The organism is Rhodanobacter sp. FW106-PBR-R2A-1-15 (assembly GCF_058789735.1).
This window is the reverse complement of record NZ_JBYTEM010000005.1, coordinates 19,210-41,393: the sequence shown is the minus strand read 5'-3', so window position 1 is coordinate 41,393 and position 22,184 is coordinate 19,210. Positions and strand designations below refer to the sequence as shown.

Genomic DNA, 22,184 nt, shown 5'->3' with positions numbered 1-22,184 from the left:
TTGTGGGAGAGAGGGGTGGGAGTGAGGGGTGGGGGTGAGGGTTCGGCGAAACCGGCAACGCCACGCTCCGCCAGCACCCTCACCCGCCCTACGGGCACCCTCTCCCAAAGGGAGAGGGGTCAAAGCAAACCAGGGAAGTCTATGGACAAGCTCGAACGCGGCGACCTACTCAGCCTAGAGCACTACGCGCAGCAACGCGCAGAATTTCGCACCCGCGTGATGGCGCACAAGCGGCAGCGCACGGTGCACCTGGGCGAGCACCTCACGCTGGTCTTCGAGGACCGCCTGAGCATCCAGTACCAGGTGCAGGAAATGCTGCGCATCGAGCGCATCTTCGAGGCCGCCGGCATCCAGGACGAGCTCGATGCGTACAATCCGCTGATCCCCGACGGCAGCAACCTCAAGGCCACCCTGCTGATCGAATACGCCGACGTCGAACAGCGCAAGCGCGAACTGGTGCGCCTGCGCCTCATCGAGCACGCGATCGCGCTGACCGTGCACGGCCACCTCCCGGTCACCGCCATCGCCGACGAGGACATGGAGCGCAGCAACGCGGAGAAGACCGCCGCGGTGCACTTCCTGCGCTTCGAGCTGGACGCGGCGACGATCGCCGACTGGCGCGCCGGCGCGGCGGTCACGCTGGCCTCGGCGCTGCCGGCGATGGCGGTTGAAGCCAATCTCACTTCCGGACAGTTGCACGCGCTGGCGGCGGACTTCAGCTGAGCATGCGCAAGCCCCCGTGAATCGCGACGCCACCGGGCGGACGAGCTGATCTACGTCGAACGGATCGACCTCACAGCGCCGTGAGCGGCCGACTCAATAGCGCAGCAGGCTGTGCAGCGGCCTGTCCGCGGGCCAGCGGCTGCGCCCCTGCAAGGCGGGCAGCTCGATCACCACGCTGGCGCCGAGCAGCTCGGCCCCCAGGCCGTCGACCAGGGCCGCGGCCGCCGCCAGCGTGCCGCCGGTGGCCAGCACGTCATCGGCCAGCAGCACGCGCTCGCCGGGGCGGAACGCATCGCGCTGCACCTGCAACTGGTCGCTGCCGTATTCCAGCTGGTAGTCCACCGTTGCCACCGGCGGCGGCAGCTTGCCCGGCTTGCGCAGCGGCACGAAGCCGGCGTGCAGTTTCTGCGCCAGCGCGGCACCGAAGATGAAGCCGCGCGCCTCGATGCCGCACACCGCCTGCACGCCGCTGCCCTGCCATGGCTCGGCCAGTGCGTCGATACAGCGAGCGAAGCTGCCGGCGTCGGCAAGCAGCGGGGTGACATCACGAAACATCACGCCGGGACGGGGGAAATCGGGTACGGCGCGGATCAGTGCAGCGAGGTCTTGCATGAGGTTTCCTTGAGCGCACGCAGCTGCACGACTCAGCAGGGCGCGGCCAGCGGATCGTCCGGCAGCTCGTCGCCGATGGCCTGCCGCGCCTCGACCAGCCGCGCCTCGACCTCGGCCACGATGCCGCCGGCTTCGGCCAGACTCGATGCGGGCACCATCACTGCGATGTAATCCATCGCCGGCAACTGGCCGACGCCGCCGGTGAGGTACTCGCCGGCGATGAACGCCGGGATGCCGCCCGCCTCCAGCGCGTCCTTGACCAGATGGGCATCGAACAGGTTCTCGGCGCGGTAGACGGTATGCATGCCTCGCACGCTAACCCGCCCCGGCACGCGGGGCAAGGCGCCCGGCGGCAATGACGGCGACAGGGTAAACTTGCGCGTTTCCGCCACCGCTTGCGAGCCCGAGCCGATGTCGACCGAGAATCCCGCCAACGCACCCGCCCATCCGGCGGCCGCCGTGCAGCAGGCGGCCCCACATCAGGACTTCATTCGGCAGATCGTGCGTGACGACCTCGCCGCGGGCAGGCACAGCGCGATCCACACCCGCTTCCCGCCGGAGCCGAACGGCTACCTGCACATCGGCCATGCCAAGGCGATCTGCCTGAGCTTCGGCATCGCGCAGGAGTTCGGCGGCTGGTGCAACCTGCGCCTGGACGACACCAACCCGGGCAAGGAAGACCCCGAGTTCGTGCAGGGCATCAAGGACGACGTGCGCTGGCTGGGCTACGACTGGCATGAGCTGCGCCACGCCTCGGACTACTTCGACGTGTTCTATCGCGGCGCGCTCAAGCTGATCGAGGACGGCCTGGCCTACGTGGACGACCTTTCCGCCGACGAGATGCGCGAGTATCGCGGCACGCTGACCGAGTCGGGTCGCCACTCGCCGTACCGCGAGCGCAGCGTGGAGGAGAACCTCGACCTGTTCCGCCGCATGCGCGAAGGCGAGTTCGCCGACGGCAGCCGCACGTTGCGCGCGAAGATCGACATGGCCTCCGGCAACATCAACCTGCGCGACCCGGCGCTGTACCGCATCCGCAAGGTCGCCCACCAGAACACCGGCGACGCCTGGCCGATCTACCCGATGTACGACTTCGCACACGCGCTCAGCGACGCGATGGAAGGCATCACCCATTCGCTGTGCACGCTGGAGTTCGAGGACCACCGCCCGCTGTACGACTGGTGCGTGGACAAGGTGGATCTGCCGAACCATCCCGAGCTGTGGCAGTCGGTGGTCGCCGCGGGTCTGGAGGCGAAACCGGCCAAGCCGCGGCAGATCGAGTTCTCGCGGCTGAATCTTTCCTACTGCATTACCAGCAAGCGCAAGCTGGCGCAGCTGGTGAACGAGCACTTCGTGGACGGCTGGGACGACCCGCGCATGAACACCCTGCGCGGCCTGCGCCGGCGCGGCTTCACCCCGGCCGGGCTGCGCCTGCTGATCGAGCGCGTGGGCGTCTCCAAGCAGAACAGCGTGATCGACTACGCGGTGCTGGAAAACTGCATCCGCGAGGATCTGGACGCTACCGCGCCGCGCCGCATGGCCGTGCTCGACCCGCTGAAGCTGGTGATCACCAACCTGCCCGAGGACCACGAGGAAACGCTGGTCTTCCCGAACCACCCGAAGGACGAAAGTTTCGGCACGCGCGAGGTGCCGTTCGCGCGCGAGGTATGGATCGAGCGCGACGACTTCGCCGAAGTGCCGCCGAAGGGTTTCCACCGGCTGAAGCCCGACGGTGAGGTGCGCCTGCGCGGCGTCGGCATCGTGAAGTGCGGGCAGGTCGTCAAGGACGCCAGCGGCAACGTCGTCGAGCTGCATTGCACGCTCGACCCGGAAACCCGCCACGGCCTGCCCGGCGCCGAGCGCAAGGTGAAGGGCACCATCCATTGGGTCAGCGCGAGGCATGCGGTGGCCGCCGAGGTGCGCCTGTACGACCGCCTGTTCAGCGTGCCCGCGCCGGACAGCGAGGAGGACGGCAAGAGCTGGCTCGACCACCTCAACCCCGAGGCCAAGCGCGTGGTGCAGGCGTGGCTGGAACCGGCCGCCGCCAGTGTCGAGCCGGAGCAGCGCTTCCAGTTCGAACGGCTCGGCTACTTCGTGGCCGACCGTGTCGACCACCGCGCCGACGCGCCGGTGTTCAACCGCACGGTGACCCTGCGCGACGTCTGGACCCGGCCGGCCGGCCAGTAAGCAAACCGGACACACACGGAGCGAAGGCATGCTGCCGCTGCAAATCCACCTCACCTTGCCGCCGTGGATCGGCGACGTCGCCGACACCAACCGGCGCTACCACAGCGACGAGGAGCGCGTGAGCCTGGCGATCGGGCTGTCGCGGCAGAACGTGGAGCGCGGCGGCGGCGGTCCGTTCGGCGCGGCCGTGTTCAACAGCCACAGCGGCCGGCTGGTCGCCGTCGGCGTCAACCGGGTGGTACCGCAAAGCTGCTCGGTCGCGCATGCCGAGATGATGGCGGTCATGATCGCGCAGCAGCGCCTGAGCCGGCACCGGATGAACGAGGACGGCGGGCATTACGTGCTGGCGACCAGCTCGCAGCCCTGCTGCCAGTGCTACGGCGCCACCGTGTGGGCCGGCATCGACGAGCTGCTGATCGGCGCGCGCTCGGAGGACGTGGAGGAACTCACCGAATTCGACGAGGGCCCGTTGCCGGCCGACTGGATCGGCGAACTGGCCCGCCGCAACATCGCCGTGCGCCGCGACATCCTGCGCGAACAGGCGCGCGAGGTACTGGCCGCCTACGGCAGCGGCGGCGCGCCGTATTGAGCCGCTGGCGCGCCGCGCTGCCGCTGATCCTGCTGGTGCTGGCCGGCCTCTTGCTGTTCGCCTCCGGTTCGCTGCACCAGCTGGCCCCGCAGCGGCTGGTGGCGCACCAGGCCGAGTTGCACGCGCAGATCGCCAGCCACCCGTGGCTGACCCGGCTGGCCTACATCGGGCTGCTGACGCTGACCGTGGCCACCGGCATCCCCGGCACCATCGTGGTGATCCTGGCCGGCGGCTTCGCCTTTGGCGTAGTGGACGCCACCGTGTTCTCGTCGATCGGCCTGACCCTGGGCTCGCTGGTGCTGTACCTGGCCAGCCGCTACGCGTTCGGTGCCGGCAGCCGCCAGCCGCCAGCGATGGTGGCCAGGCTGCGCCACGGCTTCGAACGCCACCCGGCGAGCTACACCCTGTTCCTGCGCTTCGTGCCGGTGGCGCCGTTCGGCCTGGTCACCATCAGCCTGGCCTGGCTGCGCTGTCCGCTGTGGCTGTTCCTCGGCGCCAGCTGGCTCGGCGGCACCGTCTCGCTGATCTTCGAAACCTCGATCGGCGCCGGCCTTGGCGACGCCATCGCCACCAGCCATGGCGGCCCTCTCGGCATCGGCCTGTTCCTGCACCGCGAAGTGCTGCTGCCGCTGGGCGCGATCGCCCTGCTCGCCCTGCTGCCGCTGCTGCTCGAACGCCTCACCCGGCGACGCCGGCAGCCATCCCGGCATAGCGACTGAACCGCGACCCGGCCCGGCGCACGGCCGGTCCCGGTCGCCCACAGGTACCCGCTCCGCATGGCTCGGCGGAGAGCATGGGGACTGCCGTTGCCAGGTCGGCCGAAAGTTCATGCGCCGGCCTTGCCGCACCGCCGGATGCACGGCGTCGGGCAAATTAACTTTGATTTAGCAGCACTTCATATTCCCATCCAGGCATGGCGCCAGGTCGTGACCCAGTACACGGATGTGCCTGTCGACCAACTGAAACAATACTGGTGACCCTAGGGGGAAATATGCCAGTTGCGATCCACACCGGCCGACGGCTTGCGGCACCGCGGCGCAGTTATCTGCGTCAGGCGCACGACGTATCGCGCATGCGGGGTTTCACCCTGATCGAGCTGATGATCACAGTGGCGGTCATCGCCATCCTGGCCGCCATCGCCGTGCCCAGCTACTTCCAGTACACCCTGCGTTCCAACCGCTCGGCGGCCGAAAGCCTCATGCAGGAAATGGCCAGCGCGCAGGAGCGCTACATGGTCGACAGCCGGGCGTTCGCCGGCAGCCGAACAGTACTCGGCTACGGCACGCTGCCGAACACGGTGGAACCCAACTACACCATCGCGATGGTGGCCACCGCCGCCTCCGCCTCCGGCGGCACCCCACCGGGCTACACCATCACCGCCACGCCGAAAGGCAGCCAGGTCCGCGATACCGCTTGCGCCGCCCTCACCCTCAACGGCGACGGCAGCAAGCTGGCCAGCGGCGGTGCCACGAACTGCTGGAAGTGACCATGCGCACATCGCGTAGCCACGGCTTCACGCTGGTCGAGATGCTGGTCACCCTGGCCATCTTCGCCGTGCTGCTGATGATCGCCATTCCCTCGATGCGACCGTTCCTGCAATCGCAAAGCGTCAAGAACGCCTCGATGGACCTGGTCTCCACGGTGGCGCTGGCGCGCAGCGAGGCGATCAAACGCAATACCACGGTCGACGTGAAGGCCACCAACGTCGCCGACTGGAGCTTGGGTTGGGTGATCAGCCAGGGCACCAACGTGATCCGCAAGCAGGGCTCCCTCGGCAACATCGCCATCACGCCGTCCACTGGGAGTTTCAGCTTCGACGGCAACGGCCGGATGACCAGCACGGGGGCCACGTTCGCCATCGCGCCGGTCAACAAGACCGGCTCGCAGCCGCTGTGCCTCAGCGTCATCGTGGGCGCCACCGGCCGCACCGAGTCCACCAAGGTCAGCTGCCCATGAAAAACCAGACCGGCATGATGTTGATCGAAGCGCTGGTGTCGCTGGTCATCGCGGCCATCGCCCTGCTTGGCACCGTCACCCTGATGGCGAAATCCACGCGCAGCGAGATGGAGTCCTACCAGCGGGTGCAGGCGCTGACCCTGGTGCAGGACATGGCCTCGCGCATCAACGCCAACCGGCAGGTGGCCTCGTGCTACTCGAACGGCGCCACCGGGCTCAGCACAACCACCGCCCCGCTGCCGGTCTGCGCCACCGGCTCGGCCGTCCAGATCGCCAACGCCAACGCCGATCTCGCCGCGTGGAAGAACGCGCTGCTCGGCTCCAGCGAAGTTTCCGGCACCTCCAAGGTCGGCGCCATGATCGGCGCCGTGGGCTGCATCGACCAGATCGACGCGGCCAACCAGATCTATCGCGTGAGCGTCGCCTGGCAGGGCCTGATGCCCACCGCGGCGCCCGTCCTGACGTGCGGGCAGGCCTCGATCGGCAACACCAACCTGCGACGCGTGATCAGCGTCCAGATCCAGATCGCCAACCTCACGACGACATGATGACTCCTCGCGCCCACGGCCAGCCCCTGTCGCATGCCCGCCTGCAGGCGGGCATGTCCCTGATCGAGCTGATGATCGCCATCGCCATCGGCCTGGCGCTGCTGGCCGGGCTCAGTTCGCTGTACGTCTCCACCAGCAAGGCGCGGGCGGAGTTCAACAAGACTTCCGAACAGGTCGAGAACGGCCGCTTCGCCCTGCAGTCCATCACCCGCGACATCGAAATGGCCGGCTTCTACGGCCGCACCAGCCAACCGCTCACTACCTCCAGCTACGCGCTGCCCGATCCCTGCGCCACGGCGCCGGCCTCGATGGGTTTCAGCACCACTCCGGCGCTCACTTTCCCGCTCCCGGTTTATGCGCCATCGCTGGCCACCACCGTTCTCCCCTGCCTGGCGACCACGCTTCCGAACATGCGGACGGGCGCGGAAGTCATGACCGTCAGCTACGTCTCCGGCAGCGTCACCGCCACGCCGAGCGGCGCGGAATACTACCTGCAGCGTTCCGGTTGCGAAACCGACACCGTGCCGATGGTCTACAGCAACACCGCCAGCGCCTTCACGCTGCACAACAAGGCAGCCGTTGCCGGCGGCACCTGCAGCACCAGCAGCAGCGCCGAGCTGCGCAAGTACGTCGAGCGCAGCTACTACGTGGCCACCTGCGACGTATGCAGCGGCACCGGTGCCGACACCACGCCGACGCTGAAGATAGCCGAGTTCGTGAACGGAGCGATCAATGTCTCGTCGCTGGTCACCGGCATCGAGGACGTGCACTACAGCTATGGCGTGGATCTCGACAACAACGGCTCGCCCGACTGCTACGTCGACAATCCATCCGACACCAGCGCCGTGCCGGCAACCTGCGCCACCGCGGTGACGGCTGCCGCCTACCCATGGACCGCGTCGGCCACCGCCAACTGGGCCAACGTCACCGCCGTACGCGTCAACCTGCTTTCGCGCAACCTGGACAACACCGCCGGCTGGACCGACACCCGCAGCTACGACCTGGGCCGCACCGCAGTGAACGGCCCGTACGGCGACCACTACAAGCGGCATGTCTACGGCACCGTCGCCCGCGTCTGGAACACCGGCGGCCAGAGGGAGAACCAGTGATGAAGACCTCCCCGTCCCGCGCACCGCAACGCGGTTTCACCCTGGTGATGACGCTGATCTTCCTGGTCATCTTCATGCTGTTCGCCATCTCCATGGTCAGCTCGAGCATGATCAACACCCGGGTCGCCGCCAACCAGCAGTACCGGCTGGAAGCCGGCACCGTGGCGCAGAAGGGTATCGAGCAGGTGATGAGCCAGCCGTTCATCCGGGTGCCGATCACCGCCATCACCCCCGTGCCGGTCGACGTCAACGGCGATGGCACCACCGATTTCACTGCACAAGTCGCGCCCCCGGCCTGCCTCGACAGCAAGATCATCCCAAACGCGTCCCTGCCGGTGGGCGACGTCTGCAAGGTGCCGAACAACCCCAACGGCAACCTGATCCTGCCCGGCCCGTCTTCCTCGGTATCCCCGCCGCCGACTGCGCCTTCGATGTGCTCGGCGACGGATTGGGACATCCAGTCCACCGTCACCGATCCAAGCAACACCGCCGTCGCGGTCACCATGCACCAGGGTGCCTCCGTGCAGGTGCCGATCGGCACGCCCTGCCCCTAATAACCTTGCATCCGTCGCCGCGGAGTAGCCGCCATGTCACACCCACGCACCCACCTGAATCACCGGCTGCGCATCCTCGCCCTGATCGCCGCGGCGCTGACGCTGCCAGGCATGGCCAGCGGCGAGGACATCGACCTGTACACCGGCAACCCGGTCAATGGCGGGCAGCCGAACGTGCTGCTGATCATGGACAACGCGTCGAACGGCAACTCGGCCACGTCGATCCTTCCCGGCAGCAACTGCCCCACCTGGATCACCTCCAACCCCAAGTCGCATGACTTCGAGGCATGCGCGCTCTACAACATGATCGGTTCCATCGGGGCACCAAGCAGCTCGCTGAACGGCCAGGTCAAGATGGGCCTGATGATGTTCAATCCGGCCGATGGCGGCTTGTTCTTCTACCCGAACCCCTCGCCGACCCCGCCCGGCCCCCTGCCTTTGCTGAATACCGCGGGCGCTACCACGTTCCAGAGCGCGATCGCGGGCACACCCGGCGGCGGAACCGGCCCCGGCACGGCGGCCGTCAGCACCAACTCGAACAATCTCGACGATTCGATGGAGGAGGCCTGGGCTTTCTTCAGCGGTACCAAGGGCCTGTCCGGGACCACCTACACCACGCCGATCAACGACACGTGCCAGAAGAACTTCATCATCTACCTGGCCAATGTCAGCGGCAGCAACGCGCCAAAGACCTCCAACAGCGTCACGCTGCCGCAATCGACCCTGGCCACGGCCATGGGCGTCCCCGCCAGTACCAAACCCATGTCGCCGCCGATGATCCCGCTGAACCCCGCGGGCTACCAGCAGAACTGGGGCGACGAATGGGCGAAGTTCATGTATCAGTCCGACCTGTCCGGCATCCCCGCCTCGGTCGCGCACAACCCGCAGAACATCATCACCTACACCATCGCCGTTTCGGATGGCTGCGACGCCACGCAGCAGAAATGCGTCGATCACATCAACCTGGTCAAGAGCATGGCCGCCAATGGCGGCGGCAAGTACTTCTACGTCAGGGCGGGCGACGTGAGCGCCCTGGTCAAGGCGCTGATCACGATCCTCACCGAAGTGCAGGCGACCAACAGCGTGTTCGCCTCGGTGAGCCTGCCGGTCAGCGTGAACGCCCAAGGTACCTCGCTCAACCAGGTCTACGTGGGCATGTTCCGCCCGGATGCCACCGCCGCGCCGCGCTGGGCGGGCAACCTCAAGCAGTATCAGATCGGCTATGACTCCAGCAACAACGTGGTGCTGGATGACTCGCTGGGCAACCCGGCGATCAGCAACGCGGGCACCGGCTTCATTTCGCCCACCGCACTCAGCTACTGGACCGCGGACCACCAGACCGGCACCCCGGGCGACGGCCCGTTCACCGTCACCGCCAGCGGCTACAGCAGCAGCATCGTCGCCAACTGGCCGGCCAGCGGCTTCTGGGTCAATCGCCCGACCGGTTCCGGTGGCGCCTTCGATGCCCCCGACGGCGAGGTGGTCGACAAGGGTGGCGTGGCCGAAATGATCCGCGCGGACTACCTCACCGACCAGTCGAAGCGGGTGATCTACACCTGCACCAGCGTCGGCGGCTGCCCCAGCTCCGGCACGCTGCCCACCTTCGATGACACCACGTTGGCCGGCAGCAGCCTGTTCGGCACCAGCTCGACCACCACGCCCACCACCACCAACCTCATCAACTGGATCCGCGGCACCGACAACAACACCACCACCCCCGGCGCCGAAAGCCCGGCAGGGCCCGGCACTCCGGTCACCGTACGCCCCTCCATCCATGGCGACGTGCTGCATTCGCGGCCAGCGGTGGTCAACTATGGCGGTTCCATCGGCATCGTGGCGTTCTACGGCTCCAACGACGGCCTCCTCCGTGCTGTCAACGGCAACAAGAATGCCACCTCTCCCGGCGTCATCTCGATGGCCAGCGGGCGACTGGTACGCCCCGGTGGCGAACTGTGGTCGTTCATCGCACCTGATTTCTTCAACAGGTTCCAGCGCCTGTACAACAACAGCCCGCTGCTGACGCTGGGCTCCACCAGCGGCAGCGGCAAGCCCTACTTCTTTGATGGCACCACCACGGTCTACCAGGATCTGCGCGTGGCCGGCAGTCCGAAGACCTACATCTACGTCACGGCGCGCCGCGGCGGCCGGTTGATCTATGCGTTCGACGTGAGCGATCCAACCAAGCCGCCGCTCTTCCTGTGGAGCAAGACCAACGCCAACATCCCCGAACTCGGTCAGACCTGGTCGCAACCCAAGCTGGCCCTGGTCAAGGGCCACACCGACCTCAGCGGCAATCCCATTCCCGTGCTGGTCATGGGCGGCGGCTACGATCCCGCCGAGGATACGGACCCGGTCGCCACCGCCGATACCATGGGCCGCGCGATCGTGGTGCTGGATGCCTTCAATGGCAGCACGGTGTGGACCGCCTGTGCTTCCGGTTGCACAGCGTCGGTTTCCGGGATGACCTATGCGATCCCGTCCGACATCACCCTGCTCGACCGCAACGGCGACGGCTACGCCGACCGCCTCTACACCGGCGACCTCGGCGGCAACATCTGGCGCGTCGACGTCGACGACAGCTCCCCTGCCAACTGGAAGGTGACCAAGCTTGCCAGCCTGGGCACCACCGGTACCGGTACCGGCGCCAGCTGCGCCACCAACCCCACTGGCGCGCGCAAGTTCTTCTACCCGCCCGACGTCACGCCGACCACCAGCTTCGACGCCGTGGTCGCGGCCAGCGGCGATCGCGAGCATCCTCTGGCGTCGAACGCATCCTCCTGCGTGGTCAACCGCTTCTACATGCTGAAGGACACCAACACCGGCACCAGCGTAGCCACCAGCTGGACCACGATCACCCAATCCATGCTCACCGACGAAACCGGCGCCGCCGCGGGAACGACCCCGCCTTACTCCTCCACCAGCACCACGTCGGGGTTCTATGTCACCCTGACCCACTCGGGCGAGAAGGCGGTGAATGCGCCGCTGACGGTGGCTGGCTACACCTACTTCGGCACCAACACCCCGGCCGATCCCAAGCTGAACCCCGGCATGTGCTACCCGAACCTGGGCATTGCGCGCGGCTACGCCATCAACTTCCGGACCGGTGAGGGCCAGAACAGCAACGGCTACATCGTGTTCGACGGCGGCGGCCTGCCGCCCTCGCCGGTATTCGGCCTGGTCGAAGTCAATCCCGGCAGCGGCATCTACACCCCGGTACTCATCGGCGGCGGCAACCAGACCGGCACTGGCGGCGGCAACAACAGCTCGGCGTTGGGCGCCCAGAGGGTCACTCCGCCCAATACCGGCAAGCGCAAGCGTACCTACTGGTTCACCGAAGGTCTGAAATAAACCTTGCAGGCGCGGCCGCCACGCCGCGCCTGCACCAAGGCACACACGGATTTGCCCGGGCTCGACGGCAACTGGCCACCGAGCCCAAGGGCAAACACCTGCTGATCGCGGACGGCGACACGAGCATTCGAAGCCATGCCGGCTAACGCACGAACAAAAAAAGAGCGCCCGTCCGGACGCTCTGGAAACTGGTGGGTCGTCCGGGACTCGAACCCGGGACCAATAGATTAAAAGTCTACTGCTCTACCAACTGAGCTAACGACCCATCATTGCAAAACTCAAGCGGGCAATTTTACGGGCTGGGCGACAGCCGTACAAGCAAACGCATCGACCCGCTTCAGACGTAGCGGGTGGGATCGGCCAGCCCCGCTTCGCGGAAGCCTTGTGCGCGCAATCGGCAGGCATCGCAATGGCCACAGGCACGGCCTTCCTGGTCGGCCTGGTAGCAACTGACCGTGGCCGAGAAATCCACACCGAGGCGCTGGCCCTCGCGCGCGATGTCGGCCTTGCTCATGCGCATCAGCGGCGCATGGATGCGGATGCCGGCGCCTTCCACGCCGGCCTTGGTGGCGACGTTGGCCAATTTCTCGAAGGCCTCGATGAAGGCGGGGCGGCAATCCGGATAGCCGGAGTAGTCGACCGCATTGACTCCGCACCAGATGTCGCTTGAGCCGAGCACCTCGGCCCAGCCCAGCGCGATCGACAGCATGATGGTGTTGCGCGCCGGCACGTAGGTCACCGGGATGGCGCTGCTGTCGGCAGCATCCAGCGGCACGTCGATGTCGGCGGTGAGCGCAGAGCCGCCGATGCTGCGCAGGTCGATGCCGACCGTCTTGTGCTCGACCGCGCCCAGCATCGTCGCCACGCGGTCGGACGCCGCCAGCTCCGAGCTGTGGCGCTGGCCATAGGCCACGCTGAGCGCATGCACCTGGTAACCCTGCTCGCGCGCGATGGCGATGGTGACGGCCGAATCCATGCCGCCGGAGACGAGCACGACGGCCTTGCGGGGAAGTGTTTCAGACATGGGTTTCATCCATTGGGGTACGGCCGGTCACCGGCCGGAAAGCGCACGCGGCGACACAGGCCACAGCGCGTAGAACAGGAGTGCGTGAAGAGGAACGAAAAGTGAGTGGAAAGTGCGCTGCGCACCTCCCTTCCCACTCCTCTCCACTCGCCTATTTTCCTCGCGCGTCGTTCCACAGCAGCTTGTGCAGCTGCAGCTGGAAACGCACGGGCAACTTGTCGGCGATGATCCATTCGGCCAGTTCGCGCGGCTCGACCTTGCCCCACACCGGCGAGAACAACACCATGCAGCGAGCCGCCAGCGTACGCTCGGCCAGCACCGCGCACGCCCACTCGTAGTCGGCGCGACTGGCGATGACGATCTTGACCTGGTCGTGCGGCAGCAGGTGGTCGAGGTTCGACCACAGGTTGCGCGCGCTCTCGCCCGAGCCCGGCGCCTTCAGGTCCATCACCTTGTGCACGCGCGGATCGACTGCGGAAACATCCAGCGCGCCGGACGTTTCCAGCGAGACCTGGTAACCGGCATCGCACAGCTTGCGCAGCAGGATCAGGCAGCGCTTCTGCGCCAGCGGCTCGCCGCCGCTCACGCACACATGCTTTGCACCATGCGTGGCGACCTCGGCGAGGATGTCGTCGATCGCGCGCCAGTTGCCGCCGTGGAACGCATACTCGGTATCGCACCAGACGCAACGCAACGGGCAGCCGGTGAGACGCACAAACACGGTACGCCAGCCGATCGCGTCGGCTTCGCCCTGGATCGAGTGGAAGATCTCGGTGATGCGCAGGCGCTCGGCAACCACCGCGGCAGGCGTGCCGGACGCCTCGCGCGCGTCATGGCCGCTCATATCGTTACCCGCTCAGTTGCCCGACTGCAGTTGCAGGCGCTGCAGGCGCTCCTGGGCCAGGCTGGCCGCCTTGGAGCCCGGATATTTGGCGGTGACCTGAGCCAGCGTGGCCTTCGCCGCCGCGGTCTGCTTGAGTTCCAGCTGGCTGTAGCCGACCTTGAGCAGCGCGTCGGCCGCCTTGTCGCTCTGCGGAAACTGGCTGAGCAACTGCTGGAACGATTCCAGCGCGACCGGATAATTGGTGGTGGCGTAGTACGACTCGCCGAGCCAGTACCAGGCGTTCGGCGCCAGCGCATGGTTCGGATACTGCTGGATGAAGCTGCGGAACTCGCGCGAGGCTTCCACGTAATTGCCCGCACGAATCGCCTTGAAGGCCACGTCGTAGGCGGCCTGGGCCGCTGCCGGATCGGCGGCGGCGGCGCCATTGTTGCCGGCCTTCGCGGCGGGCTGGGCGGCCGCGGGGTTGCCGGTGGCAGCGGCAGTCGCCGCCGCAGCCTGGCCGCCGGCCTGCGCCTGCGCCTGCGCCTGCGGGTTGTTGCCCGCCGCCGCGGCAGCGCCCGTCGCCCCGCCCTCGAGCCTCCCGAAGCGGGCGTCGAGATCGGTGTACTGGGCCTTGTTCTTGTCGTCGAGCGTCTGCAGCTGGTGCTGCAGCTCCTCGACCTGCCCCTGCAACTGCTGCACCTGTGCTTGCAACTGCTGCATCTGGTTGACCATGCCGGTGCCGGACTGGTCCTTGTTCTGTGCCTGCTGTTCCAGCCGCGCGACGCGATCGGCGAGACTCAACCGCGAATCCTGCGCGAATGCCGGGAACGCGAACAGCATGGCGGACGCGACCGCGCCCGCCATGCTGAACCTGGCTGCAAAGCTGTTAGCCAGTCGCTTCGTCATTACCGCGCCGTGTAGACGATCTCGACGCGGCGGTTCTTGCTCCAGCAATCCTCGTTGTGCTCACGGCACACCGGCTTTTCTTTGCCGTAGCTGATCACTTCCAGCTGGCTGGCCGAGCCACCGTTGGCCTGCAGCGCGTCGGAGACGGCATTGCCGCGACGCTCGCCGAGGCCGAGGTTGTACTCGCGCGAACCGCGCTCGTCGGCATTGCCTTCGAGACGGACGTGCGAGGTCGGGCGATCCTGCAGGTACTTGGCGTGGCAAGCCATGATCTGCTGGAACTCCGGCTTGATCTCGGTCTTGTCGAAATCGAAGTACACGACGCGCTGACGCAGGCAGGCATCGGTATCGAGGTCGGCGGGGGTGTACTTGCCGTCGGAGACGGGAGCCTGAACCGGAGCAGCCTGCTCCGGGGCGGGCTGGGGTTTGACTTCCTGCTTTTTGGAGCAAGCGGCCGCGCCCACGCAGAGCAGGGCGACCAGGGCGACGCGAACGGTCTTATTCATGGTGACGTTCCTTACGGGTTGAGTTCCGACAAACGATGACGACTGGGTTACGGGACAGCTGACGCCGGTTGTCCGGCTGTTATTTTGACACTTGAGAGGTCGATTGTGCATGGTTCTGCACGGTCGCCCTGACTGGCTGCTGGCGCGGCAAAGCGCCATGGCCGGAAACCGAAACGCGCCTCGCAGCGCCGTTCGGGCCCACTCCCTGGGCATCAGGCCGCCGCACTCGCGCGCGGCAGCCTGGAAAATCAACGTTGCCGGAAGGGCCCCCAGGCGGGCTCGCGCACGTCGCCATCGGAAAGCACGAGGCGCTGGCGAACCAGACCGTCAGCCGATACGGCATACAACACGCCGCGACGTCCTTCGGTAGCGGCGTAAAGCAGCATGCTGGCATTCGGAGCAAAACTCGGGGACTCGTCGATCGGACCCGGCGAGAGGAAACGCACCTGGTCACCCAGGCTGCGATCCATGATGGTAATACGATACACGTTCCCGTTGCCCTGCACCATGGCGATCTGCTTGCCGTCGTAGCTCACATCGGCATTCAGATTGCTCTGGCCCTGGAAGCTGATCCGCTGCGGCGTACCGCCGCTGGCCGGCACCTGGTAGATCTGCGGCCGGCCGGAACGATCGGAGGTGAAATAGATGCTCTGGCCGTCGGGCGCCCAGACCGGCTCGGTGTCGATCGACAGGCTGTTGGTCAGGCGGGTTTCGCGCCGGCTGGCCAGATCCAGCACGAACAATTCCAGGTTGCCGACATAGGACAGCGCCACCGCCAGCTTGCTGCCGTCGGGCGACCAGGCCGGCGCGCCGTTGATCCCCCGCGGGTGGGATTCCACCAGCTGGCGCGAGCCGGTGGTGATGTCCTGCACGTAGATCGACGAATTGCCGCTCTCGAACGAGACGTAGGCAAGCTTGCGCCCGTCGGGCGACCACGCCGGCGTCAGCAGCGACTCCTTCGAGCGCGCCACCACCTGCGGGTTGTAGCCGTCCGAATCGGCCACGATCAGCGAATAGGTGGTGTGGTTGCCCAGGCCCACCGCGGTGATGTAGGCGATGCGGGTCCAGAACGCGCCGCGCACGCCGGTGATCTTCTGGTAGATGATGTCCGCGATCTGGTGCGCCACGCCACGCAGGTCGCCCGCCGGGGCCGGCGGCATCTGCTGGTGCAGCAGGCTCTGCTGCTTGTTGACGTCCCACAGCTCGTACTCGACCTGGACCATGCCGTTGCCGACGTCGGCGACGTTGCCGACCACGATGTAGTCCTGCTTGAGCAACCGCCAGGTGGCGAACTTGATGTCCGAGCCCTTGGACGGGAACTCCACGATGTCACTCTTGGCCAGCGAGCGGAACTTGCCGGAGCGGTTGAAGTCGTTGCGCATCACGTCGGCCACGTCGGTCGACAGCGGCGCGCCGCCGGCCTGGGCGAACGGCACCACCACGATCGGGGTGGCGGTCTTGACGCCGCCGACGATGTCGACATTCAGCGACTGGGCGGCGGCCGGGCCGGCAACGAACAACGCCACCACGGCCAGCAGGATGGCGGCGAAGCTGGGGCTGGATTTGCGCATGGGCTTGATCATTGCGGCCTGAAGGTGAAGGTGAGGTTGCGCTGGAACACGCTTTCAAAGCCCTTGTAGGGCAAGGTCTTGGTACGCAGCACCGCATTCTCGACCGAACGCCGGCCAGCATCGTCGTACGGGCAGCTGGAATCCACGGTGGCGCTCATCACGTCACCGCCGGGCGACTGCACGATATGAACCTGACACGGAACAGACGGTATGTTATCCGGCCTTAACCAGTTCGGCGTGACCGCATTCTGAATGGCCGCTGCATATTCGTCGGCGAGGTTGCTGTTCAGGCTGTTGTTGCCGGTCTGGCGCTGTGCCGCGTTGGGCAGGTCGGGAGCGCCGTTGTCCTGGGCGTTCTTCAGATCCTCCAGCTGCTGCTTGGCCTGCTTGGCCCGGTTGTCGAGCTTGCGGGTCTGCTGCGCGGCGGCATCCATCTTGGCGATCAGGTCGTCGATCTGCTTCTGTTTCTGCTGTTTCTGCTTGGCCGCCTGCGCATCCAGCTCGGCCTGGCGCTGGCGCTGCTTTTCCTCCTGCAGCTGCTTGGCTTCCTCGGCCTTCAGCGCCGCCTCCTCCACTACCCGCTCCTGGTCCTTGAGGTCCGGCTGCTTGGGCGGCGGCGGCAGGGTCTTCACCTCCGGCGCCTCGATCTTGGGCGGGGTCGGCGGCGGCACCGTCGGTGGCGGCGGCGTCGAATCGGGTACCGGCTTGACCTTGACCGCATTCGGCGGCGGGCTGCCGGTGGGGCCGATCAGGGTGGCCTCGATGATCGGCCCCTGCAGCTCCAGCGGCTTCGAGCAGGTGATCGGGTTCATCCACGTCGGCAGGTGCAGCGCGTCGAACACGTTCTCGTAGGTGGAACACGGCAGCACCGCGAGGAACAGGAACCCCACGATGCCGATGTGCAGGACGGCGGAAAGTACGACCGCCTTCGGCGTCGCCTTACTTTCGTCCATCGGAGGCGCTCTTGCCCTGGCCGCCCGGCTGACCCGGCTGACCCATCAGGCCGACCTTGGCCACGCCAGCCTGCTGCAGGTCGGCCAGCACCTTGAACACGCCGCCGTAGCTGCCGCGCTCGTCGCCGCCGACCAGCACGCTGACTTCGGGGTTCTCGCGCACGAACGCGCCCACCTTGAGCTTGAGCGTGTCGGCGTCAACCAGCTCCTTCTTCGCCCCGCTCAGGGTCAGGTAGAGCTGGCCGTCCTGCAGCACCGAGACCAGCACCGGGTCCTTCTTCTGCTGCAGCGACTTGGCGTTGGCTTGCGGCAACTGCACGTCGACGCTGGAGTTCATCATCGGCGTGGTGACCATGAAGATGATCAGCAGCACCAGCATCACGTCGATGTACGGCACCACGTTGATCTCGGATTTGAGCTTGTAGCGCCGCTGGCGCCCGGAGGTTCGCATGGCCGCTCTCCGCTCAGGCGACGTCGTCGGTCTGGATCTGCCGCTGCAGCACCGAGGAGAACTCTTCCTGGAATACGTCGTAGCGCGAAGCGATACGCTCGACCTTGGTGGCGTAGCGGTTGTACGCCCACTGCGCCGGGATCGCCGCGAACAGGCCCATCGCGGTGGCGATCAGGGCCTCGGAGATGTGCGGCGCAACCACCGCGATGGTCACGTCCTTCATGTCGCCCAGGCCCTGGAACGCACCCATGATGCCCCACACGGTGCCGAACAGGCCCACGTACGGGCTGATCGAGCCGACGTTGGCGAGGAATTCCAGGTTGCGCTCGAGCCGGCCGATCTCGCGCGTGCCGGCCACCTGCATGGCGCGCTCGGAGCCCTCGATCGCGCTGCGCGAATCGTGGGTCTTGCGCTGGCGCTGGCGGGCAAATTCGCGGAAGCCCGACTCGAAGATGTTCTCGATGCCGCCGGTGCCGCCGTTGCGGTTGCTGACCTCGCGGAACAGCTGGGCCAGGTCACCGCCGGACCAGAAGCGCTCCTCGAATTCCTCGGCGTTCTCCATCGCCGCCTTGGTCTGCGAATACTTGCGGATGATGATGACCCAGGACAGGAACGAGAACACCAGCAGGATCAGCAGCACCAGTTTTACTGGCACGCTCGAATCCGCGATCAGCGTGAAAACATTCAGTCCACTGTTCATTGCTTGCAGGTGCTCCGCCTATCGGCTTGGGTTGTCTTGAGGTGCGGCTTGCGGGATCAGGTCGGCAGGAATCGGCGCCGGCCGCATGCGCTGGAGGTCGACGCAGGCCACCCGCACGCTGGCGCGGACCAGGCAGCTGCCGTCCTTTCCCGTAATCGTCTGGGCGAACAGGATACTGGCTGCGCGCCGTTCTTCGACGTCGACCGTTACCGACAGTTCATCATCCAGCAGGGCGGGCTTGAGGAAGTCGATGTGCATGTCGCGCACCATGAAGGCCAGCCCGGTGGCCTGCTTGAAGGCCATCTGGTCGACACCGAGCGCGCGCATCCACTCGCTGCGGGCGCGCTCCATGAAACGCAGGTAGCCGGCGTGATAGACCACTCCGCCGGCGTCGGTGTCTTCCCAGTAGACCCGTACGTTCCAGCGGAAGGACGGCTTCGCGGCAAGCTCAGGCATCGTCGGCTCCGCTCTCGAACAGGTCGGCGGGCTGCGCCTGCCGCGGCGGCGGAACCAGCCCCAGGTGGCGCCAGCCCCTGGCGCTGACCATGCGGCCGCGGGCGGTGCGGATCAGGTAGCCCTGCTGGATCAGGTACGGCTCGACCACGTCCTCCAGCGTGCCGCGGTCCTCGCTCAGCGCGGCGGCCAGCGACTCCACCCCGACCGGGCCGCCGTCGAAGTTCTCGATGATCAGGCCGAGCAGGCGCCGGTCCAGTTCGTCGAAACCCTGCGGGTCGATCTTCAGCATGTCCAGCGCGGCCTGCGCCGCGGCCAGGGTGATTTCGCCGCCGGCGCGTACCTCGGCATAGTCGCGCACCCGGCGCAGCAGGCGGTTTGCGATGCGCGGCGTGCCGCGCGAGCGGCGGGCGATCTCCTGCGCCCCTTCCGGCGCGCAGACGATGCCCAGGATGCGCGCGGCACGGCGCACGATCGCGGTGAGCTCGTCGGCGGTATAGAACTCCAGCCGCTGCACGATGCCGAAGCGGTCGCGCAGCGGCGCGGTCAGCATGCCGGCGCGGGTGGTGGCGCCGATCAGGGTGAACGGCGGCAGGTCCAGCTTGATCGAGCGCGCGGCCGGTCCTTCGCCGATCATGATGTCGATCTGGAAATCCTCCATCGCCGGGTACAGCACCTCCTCGACCAGCGGCGACAGGCGATGGATTTCGTCGACGAACAGCACGTCGTTCGCCTCCAGGTTGGTCAGCAGCGCGGCCAGGTCGCCCGCGCGTTCCAGCACCGGGCCGGAGGTGGAGCGCAGGTTGACGCCCAGTTCGTTCGCGATCACATGGCTGAGCGTGGTCTTGCCCAGTCCCGGCGGGCCGAACACCAACACGTGGTCCAGCGCCCCGCCGCGCTTCTTCGCCGCCTCGATGTAGATCGACAGCTGCTCGCGCACCGCCTGCTGGCCCAGGTACTCGGCCAGCCGCTTCGGCCGGATGGTGGCTTCCAGCGCCTCGTCGTCGAGCTGGGCGGCGGCGGTGATGATGCGGTGGTCGGTCATGCCGGCATTATGGCGACTTGCGTGGGTGAAATGGAGTGGGAATCAAGAGCAGGAGCAGCCGTTCCCATGAGCCAAAGAAGTGCTTTCCTGCACTTCTTTGGCTCGCCCCGGTCGGGCTACGCCCGACCGGGGCTCCGCAGGTCGATCGCATCCGCGATCGGCCTGCGTGCGGCCCATCCGTGGGCCGCGGTGGAGATCTGATTCGCTTCGCGAATCAGATCTCCACCTGCGCCCCCAGCTCGATCAGCCGGTTGCCGGGGATCTGGAAGAACGCGGTGGCCGGCATCGCGTTGCGCGACAGGAACGCGAACAGTTTGTCGCGCCACAGCGCCATGCCGGGGCGGCGCGCGTCGGCCACGATGGTTTCGCGCGACAGGAAGAAGGTGGTGTCCATCATGTCGAAGCCAAGCCCCTCGCGCGAGCACTGGGTCAGCGCCAGCGGGATGTTCGGGTCCTCGGCGAAGCCGAAACGCAGCTCCAGCCCGAAGAAGTTGCCGCCCATCGGGGTAATCGCGATGCGCTCGTGGGCCTCGGCCACCGGCGTTTCCAGCGTATCCACCGTCAGCAGCACGTTGCGTTCGTGCAGCACCTTGTTGTGCTTGAGGTTGTGCAGCAGCGCATGCGGCACGGCATGCTGGTTCGCAGTGAGGAAGATCGCCGTGCCCGGCACGCGCAACGGCGGGTACTCGGCGATGTTCTCGATGAACGGCGCCAGCGCCAGGCCGCCCTGCTTGATCTCGCGCACCACCAGCTCGCGGCCGCGGCGCCAGGTGGTCATCACGCTGAACACCACCACACCCAGCACCAGCGGAAACCAGCCGCCGTGCGCCACCTTCAGCAGGTTGGCGCCGAAGAACGCCAGGTCGATGATCAGGAACAGCACGCCGACCAGCACCACCGTGAACCAGCTCCAGTGCCAGCGCTTGCGCGCCACTACCAGCGCCAGCGCCGTGGTCACGGTCATCGTGCCAGTCACCGCGATGCCATAGGCCGCGCCCAGGTTGTCGGAGCTGCGGAAGCCGAGCACCGCCAGGATCACCAGCACCATCAGCATGCGGTTGACCCACGGTACAAAAATTTGCCCGGACATCTCGCGCGAGGTATGCACTACCGCCAGCCGCGGCGAATAGCCCAGCGACATCGCCTCGCGGGTCATCGAGAACGCGCCGGAGATCACCGCCTGCGACGCGATCACCGCCGCGGCGGCCGACAGCACGATCATCGGGTACAGCAGCGACTCGGGCACCATCAGGTAGAACGGGCTGGAGATCGCCAGCGGGTCGCCCAGCAGCAGCGCACCCTGGCCGAAATAGTTGAGCAGCAGCGCCGGCAGCACGAAGCCGAACCAGGCCAGCCGGATGGGCTTCTTGCCGAAGTGGCCCATGTCCGCGTACAACGCCTCAGCGCCGGTCAGCGCCAGCACCACGCCGCCGAGCGCGATGAACGAGGTATCGCCGTGGCTGAGGAAGAAGCGCACCGCATGCAGCGGATTGACCGCGTACAGCACCTGCGGATTGGCGATGATCTGGCGCCCGCCGAGCACCGCCAGCACCACGAACCACAGCGTCATCACCGGCGCGAACGCCTTGCCGACCTTGTGCGTGCCATACCGCTGCACCGCAAACATGCCCAGCAGAATCGCCAGTGCGATCCACACCACGTACCTGCCCAGACCGGGCGCGGCGACCTGCAGCCCCTCGACCGCGCCGAGCACCGAGATCGCCGGAGTGATCACGCCGTCGCCATAGAACAGCGCCGCGCCGAAGATGCCGATGCCGGCCAGCACCCAGCGTGCTCGCGCCGAGCCGCTCATCGAGCGCTGCGCCAGCGCCATCAGCGCCATGATGCCGCCTTCGCCCTTGTTGTCCGCGCGCATCACGAAGGTGACGTACTTCAGCGACACCACCATGATCAGTGCCCAGAACACCAGCGACAGCACGCCCAGCACCGCCGGCTCGGTCGGCGTCATGCCGTGCGTGCCGAGGGTTTCCTTCATGGTGTACAGCGGGCTGGTACCGATGTCGCCGAACACCACGCCGATCGCGCCGAGCGCCAGCGCCCGCAATCGGCGCCGGTTCTCCGCGGGGGTGAGGAGTTGAACAGTCTGATGGTGATGGCTCACG

General features: G+C 66.9%; 23 protein-coding genes and 1 tRNA gene. 10 read left to right on the top strand and 14 right to left on the bottom strand.

Annotated elements, in window-relative coordinates:
• The first annotated feature begins 141 nt into the window (after positions 1 to 141).
• Positions 142 to 723, top strand: a complete 582-nt coding sequence (locus AC3WTD_RS04335) for a DUF3501 family protein (RefSeq protein ID WP_492613010.1) — start codon at positions 142 to 144, stop codon at positions 721 to 723.
• A gap of 93 nt (positions 724 to 816) precedes the next feature.
• Here the strand turns inward: AC3WTD_RS04335 and AC3WTD_RS04330 are convergent, their stop codons facing one another.
• The gene (locus tag AC3WTD_RS04330) at positions 817 to 1,335 is read right to left on the bottom strand and encodes an adenine phosphoribosyltransferase (RefSeq protein WP_492613009.1); all 519 of its coding nucleotides are present in this window, start codon (positions 1,333 to 1,335) and stop codon (positions 817 to 819) included.
• 32 nt (positions 1,336 to 1,367) lie between these two features.
• Complete coding sequence (locus AC3WTD_RS04325) at positions 1,368 to 1,640, bottom strand: putative signal transducing protein (protein WP_492613008.1); 273 nt, start codon at positions 1,638 to 1,640, stop codon at positions 1,368 to 1,370.
• A 106-nt stretch (positions 1,641 to 1,746) separates the two neighbouring features.
• Between AC3WTD_RS04325 and AC3WTD_RS04320 the strand changes: the two genes are divergently transcribed.
• The 9 genes from AC3WTD_RS04320 to AC3WTD_RS04280 all read left to right on the top strand — a co-directional run bounded on the left by AC3WTD_RS04320 (position 1,747) and on the right by AC3WTD_RS04280 (position 11,626).
• Positions 1,747 to 3,522, top strand: a complete 1,776-nt coding sequence (locus AC3WTD_RS04320) for a glutamine--tRNA ligase/YqeY domain fusion protein (RefSeq protein WP_492613007.1) — start codon at positions 1,747 to 1,749, stop codon at positions 3,520 to 3,522.
• A 28-nt stretch (positions 3,523 to 3,550) separates the two neighbouring features.
• On the top strand, positions 3,551 to 4,111 hold the full coding sequence (locus AC3WTD_RS04315; protein ID WP_492613006.1) for a nucleoside deaminase: 561 nt from the start codon (positions 3,551 to 3,553) through the stop codon (positions 4,109 to 4,111).
• Positions 4,108 to 4,830: a TVP38/TMEM64 family protein gene (locus tag AC3WTD_RS04310; RefSeq protein WP_235642544.1), complete on the top strand. Its 723-nt coding sequence runs from the start codon at positions 4,108 to 4,110 to the stop codon at positions 4,828 to 4,830. Before AC3WTD_RS04315 ends, AC3WTD_RS04310 begins: the two co-directional genes overlap by 4 nt.
• Before the next feature lie 353 nt (positions 4,831 to 5,183).
• Positions 5,184 to 5,597 carry a type IV pilin protein gene (locus AC3WTD_RS04305; protein ID WP_235642543.1) on the top strand — a complete coding sequence of 138 codons (414 nt, stop codon included), beginning with the start codon at positions 5,184 to 5,186 and terminating at the stop codon, positions 5,595 to 5,597.
• Between the two features lie 2 nt (positions 5,598 to 5,599).
• Complete coding sequence (locus tag AC3WTD_RS04300; protein ID WP_492613005.1) at positions 5,600 to 6,067, top strand: GspH/FimT family pseudopilin; 468 nt, start codon at positions 5,600 to 5,602, stop codon at positions 6,065 to 6,067.
• Positions 6,064 to 6,615: a type IV pilus modification protein PilV gene (gene pilV / locus AC3WTD_RS04295; protein ID WP_492613004.1), complete on the top strand. Its 552-nt coding sequence runs from the start codon at positions 6,064 to 6,066 to the stop codon at positions 6,613 to 6,615. Before AC3WTD_RS04300 ends, pilV begins: the two co-directional genes overlap by 4 nt.
• Complete coding sequence (locus tag AC3WTD_RS04290) at positions 6,612 to 7,724, top strand: PilW family protein (protein WP_492613003.1); 1,113 nt, start codon at positions 6,612 to 6,614, stop codon at positions 7,722 to 7,724. The genes pilV and AC3WTD_RS04290 overlap by 4 nt, the downstream gene beginning before the upstream one ends.
• Entirely contained in the window at positions 7,724 to 8,278 is a 555-nt protein-coding gene (locus tag AC3WTD_RS04285; RefSeq protein ID WP_492613002.1) for a pilus assembly PilX family protein, read from the top strand. Before AC3WTD_RS04290 ends, AC3WTD_RS04285 begins: the two co-directional genes overlap by 1 nt.
• A 33-nt stretch (positions 8,279 to 8,311) precedes the next feature.
• Positions 8,312 to 11,626 (top strand): pilus assembly protein, encoded by a 3,315-nt coding sequence (locus AC3WTD_RS04280; RefSeq protein WP_492613001.1) that lies wholly within the window; start codon positions 8,312 to 8,314, stop codon positions 11,624 to 11,626.
• A gap of 189 nt (positions 11,627 to 11,815) precedes the next feature.
• Here the strand turns inward: AC3WTD_RS04280 and AC3WTD_RS04275 are convergent.
• From AC3WTD_RS04275 to AC3WTD_RS04220, 12 genes are all read right to left on the bottom strand, one after another.
• A tRNA-Lys gene (locus AC3WTD_RS04275) sits at positions 11,816 to 11,891 on the bottom strand.
• Positions 11,892 to 11,963: 72 nt separating this feature from the next.
• Positions 11,964 to 12,650 carry a 7-cyano-7-deazaguanine synthase QueC gene (gene queC, locus AC3WTD_RS04270; protein WP_492613000.1) on the bottom strand — a complete coding sequence of 229 codons (687 nt, stop codon included), beginning with the start codon at positions 12,648 to 12,650 and terminating at the stop codon, positions 11,964 to 11,966.
• A gap of 151 nt (positions 12,651 to 12,801) precedes the next feature.
• Positions 12,802 to 13,494, bottom strand: a complete 693-nt coding sequence (gene queE / locus AC3WTD_RS04265; RefSeq protein ID WP_027493121.1) for a 7-carboxy-7-deazaguanine synthase QueE — start codon at positions 13,492 to 13,494, stop codon at positions 12,802 to 12,804.
• A 12-nt stretch (positions 13,495 to 13,506) separates the two neighbouring features.
• Positions 13,507 to 14,382, bottom strand: a complete 876-nt coding sequence (ybgF, locus tag AC3WTD_RS04260) for a tol-pal system protein YbgF (protein WP_492612999.1) — start codon at positions 14,380 to 14,382, stop codon at positions 13,507 to 13,509.
• Entirely contained in the window at positions 14,382 to 14,888 is a 507-nt protein-coding gene (gene pal / locus AC3WTD_RS04255) for a peptidoglycan-associated lipoprotein Pal (protein ID WP_027493123.1), read from the bottom strand. The genes ybgF and pal overlap by 1 nt, the downstream gene beginning before the upstream one ends.
• A gap of 248 nt (positions 14,889 to 15,136) precedes the next feature.
• Positions 15,137 to 16,459 (bottom strand): Tol-Pal system beta propeller repeat protein TolB, encoded by a 1,323-nt coding sequence (tolB, locus tag AC3WTD_RS04250; protein WP_027493124.1) that lies wholly within the window; start codon positions 16,457 to 16,459, stop codon positions 15,137 to 15,139.
• A gap of 8 nt (positions 16,460 to 16,467) precedes the next feature.
• A complete protein-coding gene (locus AC3WTD_RS04245) occupies positions 16,468 to 17,412 on the bottom strand; it encodes a cell envelope integrity TolA family protein (RefSeq protein WP_492612998.1) in 945 nt (314 codons plus the stop codon).
• Entirely contained in the window at positions 17,399 to 17,863 is a 465-nt protein-coding gene (tolR, locus tag AC3WTD_RS04240; RefSeq protein WP_008436868.1) for a protein TolR, read from the bottom strand. Before tolR ends, AC3WTD_RS04245 begins: the two co-directional genes overlap by 14 nt.
• A gap of 13 nt (positions 17,864 to 17,876) precedes the next feature.
• Positions 17,877 to 18,563 (bottom strand): protein TolQ, encoded by a 687-nt coding sequence (gene tolQ / locus AC3WTD_RS04235; RefSeq protein ID WP_027493126.1) that lies wholly within the window; start codon positions 18,561 to 18,563, stop codon positions 17,877 to 17,879.
• Positions 18,564 to 18,581: 18 nt separating this feature from the next.
• On the bottom strand, positions 18,582 to 19,019 hold the full coding sequence (gene ybgC, locus AC3WTD_RS04230; RefSeq protein ID WP_492612997.1) for a tol-pal system-associated acyl-CoA thioesterase: 438 nt from the start codon (positions 19,017 to 19,019) through the stop codon (positions 18,582 to 18,584).
• Entirely contained in the window at positions 19,012 to 20,061 is a 1,050-nt protein-coding gene (ruvB, locus tag AC3WTD_RS04225; protein ID WP_492612996.1) for a Holliday junction branch migration DNA helicase RuvB, read from the bottom strand. The genes ybgC and ruvB overlap by 8 nt, the downstream gene beginning before the upstream one ends.
• A gap of 214 nt (positions 20,062 to 20,275) precedes the next feature.
• Entirely contained in the window at positions 20,276 to 22,183 is a 1,908-nt protein-coding gene (locus AC3WTD_RS04220) for a potassium transporter Kup (RefSeq protein WP_037089957.1), read from the bottom strand.
• Position 22,184: the final 1 nt, after the last annotated feature.

What these genes read in the sequence shown, in the direction of transcription:
- AC3WTD_RS04335 (WP_492613010.1), top strand. Translation starts at nt 142, where the DNA reads ATGGACAAGCTCGAACGCGGCGACCTACTCAGCCTAGAGCACTACGCG.
- AC3WTD_RS04330 (WP_492613009.1), bottom strand. Translation starts at nt 1,335, where the DNA reads ATGCAAGACCTCGCTGCACTGATCCGCGCCGTACCCGATTTCCCCCGT.
- AC3WTD_RS04325 (WP_492613008.1), bottom strand. Translation starts at nt 1,640, where the DNA reads ATGCATACCGTCTACCGCGCCGAGAACCTGTTCGATGCCCATCTGGTC.
- AC3WTD_RS04320 (WP_492613007.1), top strand. Translation starts at nt 1,747, where the DNA reads ATGTCGACCGAGAATCCCGCCAACGCACCCGCCCATCCGGCGGCCGCC.
- AC3WTD_RS04315 (WP_492613006.1), top strand. Translation starts at nt 3,551, where the DNA reads ATGCTGCCGCTGCAAATCCACCTCACCTTGCCGCCGTGGATCGGCGAC.
- AC3WTD_RS04305 (WP_235642543.1), top strand. Translation starts at nt 5,184, where the DNA reads ATGCGGGGTTTCACCCTGATCGAGCTGATGATCACAGTGGCGGTCATC.
- AC3WTD_RS04300 (WP_492613005.1), top strand. Translation starts at nt 5,600, where the DNA reads ATGCGCACATCGCGTAGCCACGGCTTCACGCTGGTCGAGATGCTGGTC.
- pilV (WP_492613004.1), top strand. Translation starts at nt 6,064, where the DNA reads ATGAAAAACCAGACCGGCATGATGTTGATCGAAGCGCTGGTGTCGCTG.
- AC3WTD_RS04290 (WP_492613003.1), top strand. Translation starts at nt 6,612, where the DNA reads ATGATGACTCCTCGCGCCCACGGCCAGCCCCTGTCGCATGCCCGCCTG.
- AC3WTD_RS04285 (WP_492613002.1), top strand. Translation starts at nt 7,724, where the DNA reads ATGAAGACCTCCCCGTCCCGCGCACCGCAACGCGGTTTCACCCTGGTG.
- AC3WTD_RS04280 (WP_492613001.1), top strand. Translation starts at nt 8,312, where the DNA reads ATGTCACACCCACGCACCCACCTGAATCACCGGCTGCGCATCCTCGCC.
- queC (WP_492613000.1), bottom strand. Translation starts at nt 12,650, where the DNA reads ATGTCTGAAACACTTCCCCGCAAGGCCGTCGTGCTCGTCTCCGGCGGC.
- queE (WP_027493121.1), bottom strand. Translation starts at nt 13,494, where the DNA reads ATGAGCGGCCATGACGCGCGCGAGGCGTCCGGCACGCCTGCCGCGGTG.
- ybgF (WP_492612999.1), bottom strand. Translation starts at nt 14,382, where the DNA reads ATGACGAAGCGACTGGCTAACAGCTTTGCAGCCAGGTTCAGCATGGCG.
- pal (WP_027493123.1), bottom strand. Translation starts at nt 14,888, where the DNA reads ATGAATAAGACCGTTCGCGTCGCCCTGGTCGCCCTGCTCTGCGTGGGC.
- tolB (WP_027493124.1), bottom strand. Translation starts at nt 16,459, where the DNA reads ATGCGCAAATCCAGCCCCAGCTTCGCCGCCATCCTGCTGGCCGTGGTG.
- AC3WTD_RS04245 (WP_492612998.1), bottom strand. Translation starts at nt 17,412, where the DNA reads ATGGACGAAAGTAAGGCGACGCCGAAGGCGGTCGTACTTTCCGCCGTC.
- tolR (WP_008436868.1), bottom strand. Translation starts at nt 17,863, where the DNA reads ATGCGAACCTCCGGGCGCCAGCGGCGCTACAAGCTCAAATCCGAGATC.
- tolQ (WP_027493126.1), bottom strand. Translation starts at nt 18,563, where the DNA reads ATGAACAGTGGACTGAATGTTTTCACGCTGATCGCGGATTCGAGCGTG.
- ybgC (WP_492612997.1), bottom strand. Translation starts at nt 19,019, where the DNA reads ATGCCTGAGCTTGCCGCGAAGCCGTCCTTCCGCTGGAACGTACGGGTC.
- ruvB (WP_492612996.1), bottom strand. Translation starts at nt 20,061, where the DNA reads ATGACCGACCACCGCATCATCACCGCCGCCGCCCAGCTCGACGACGAG.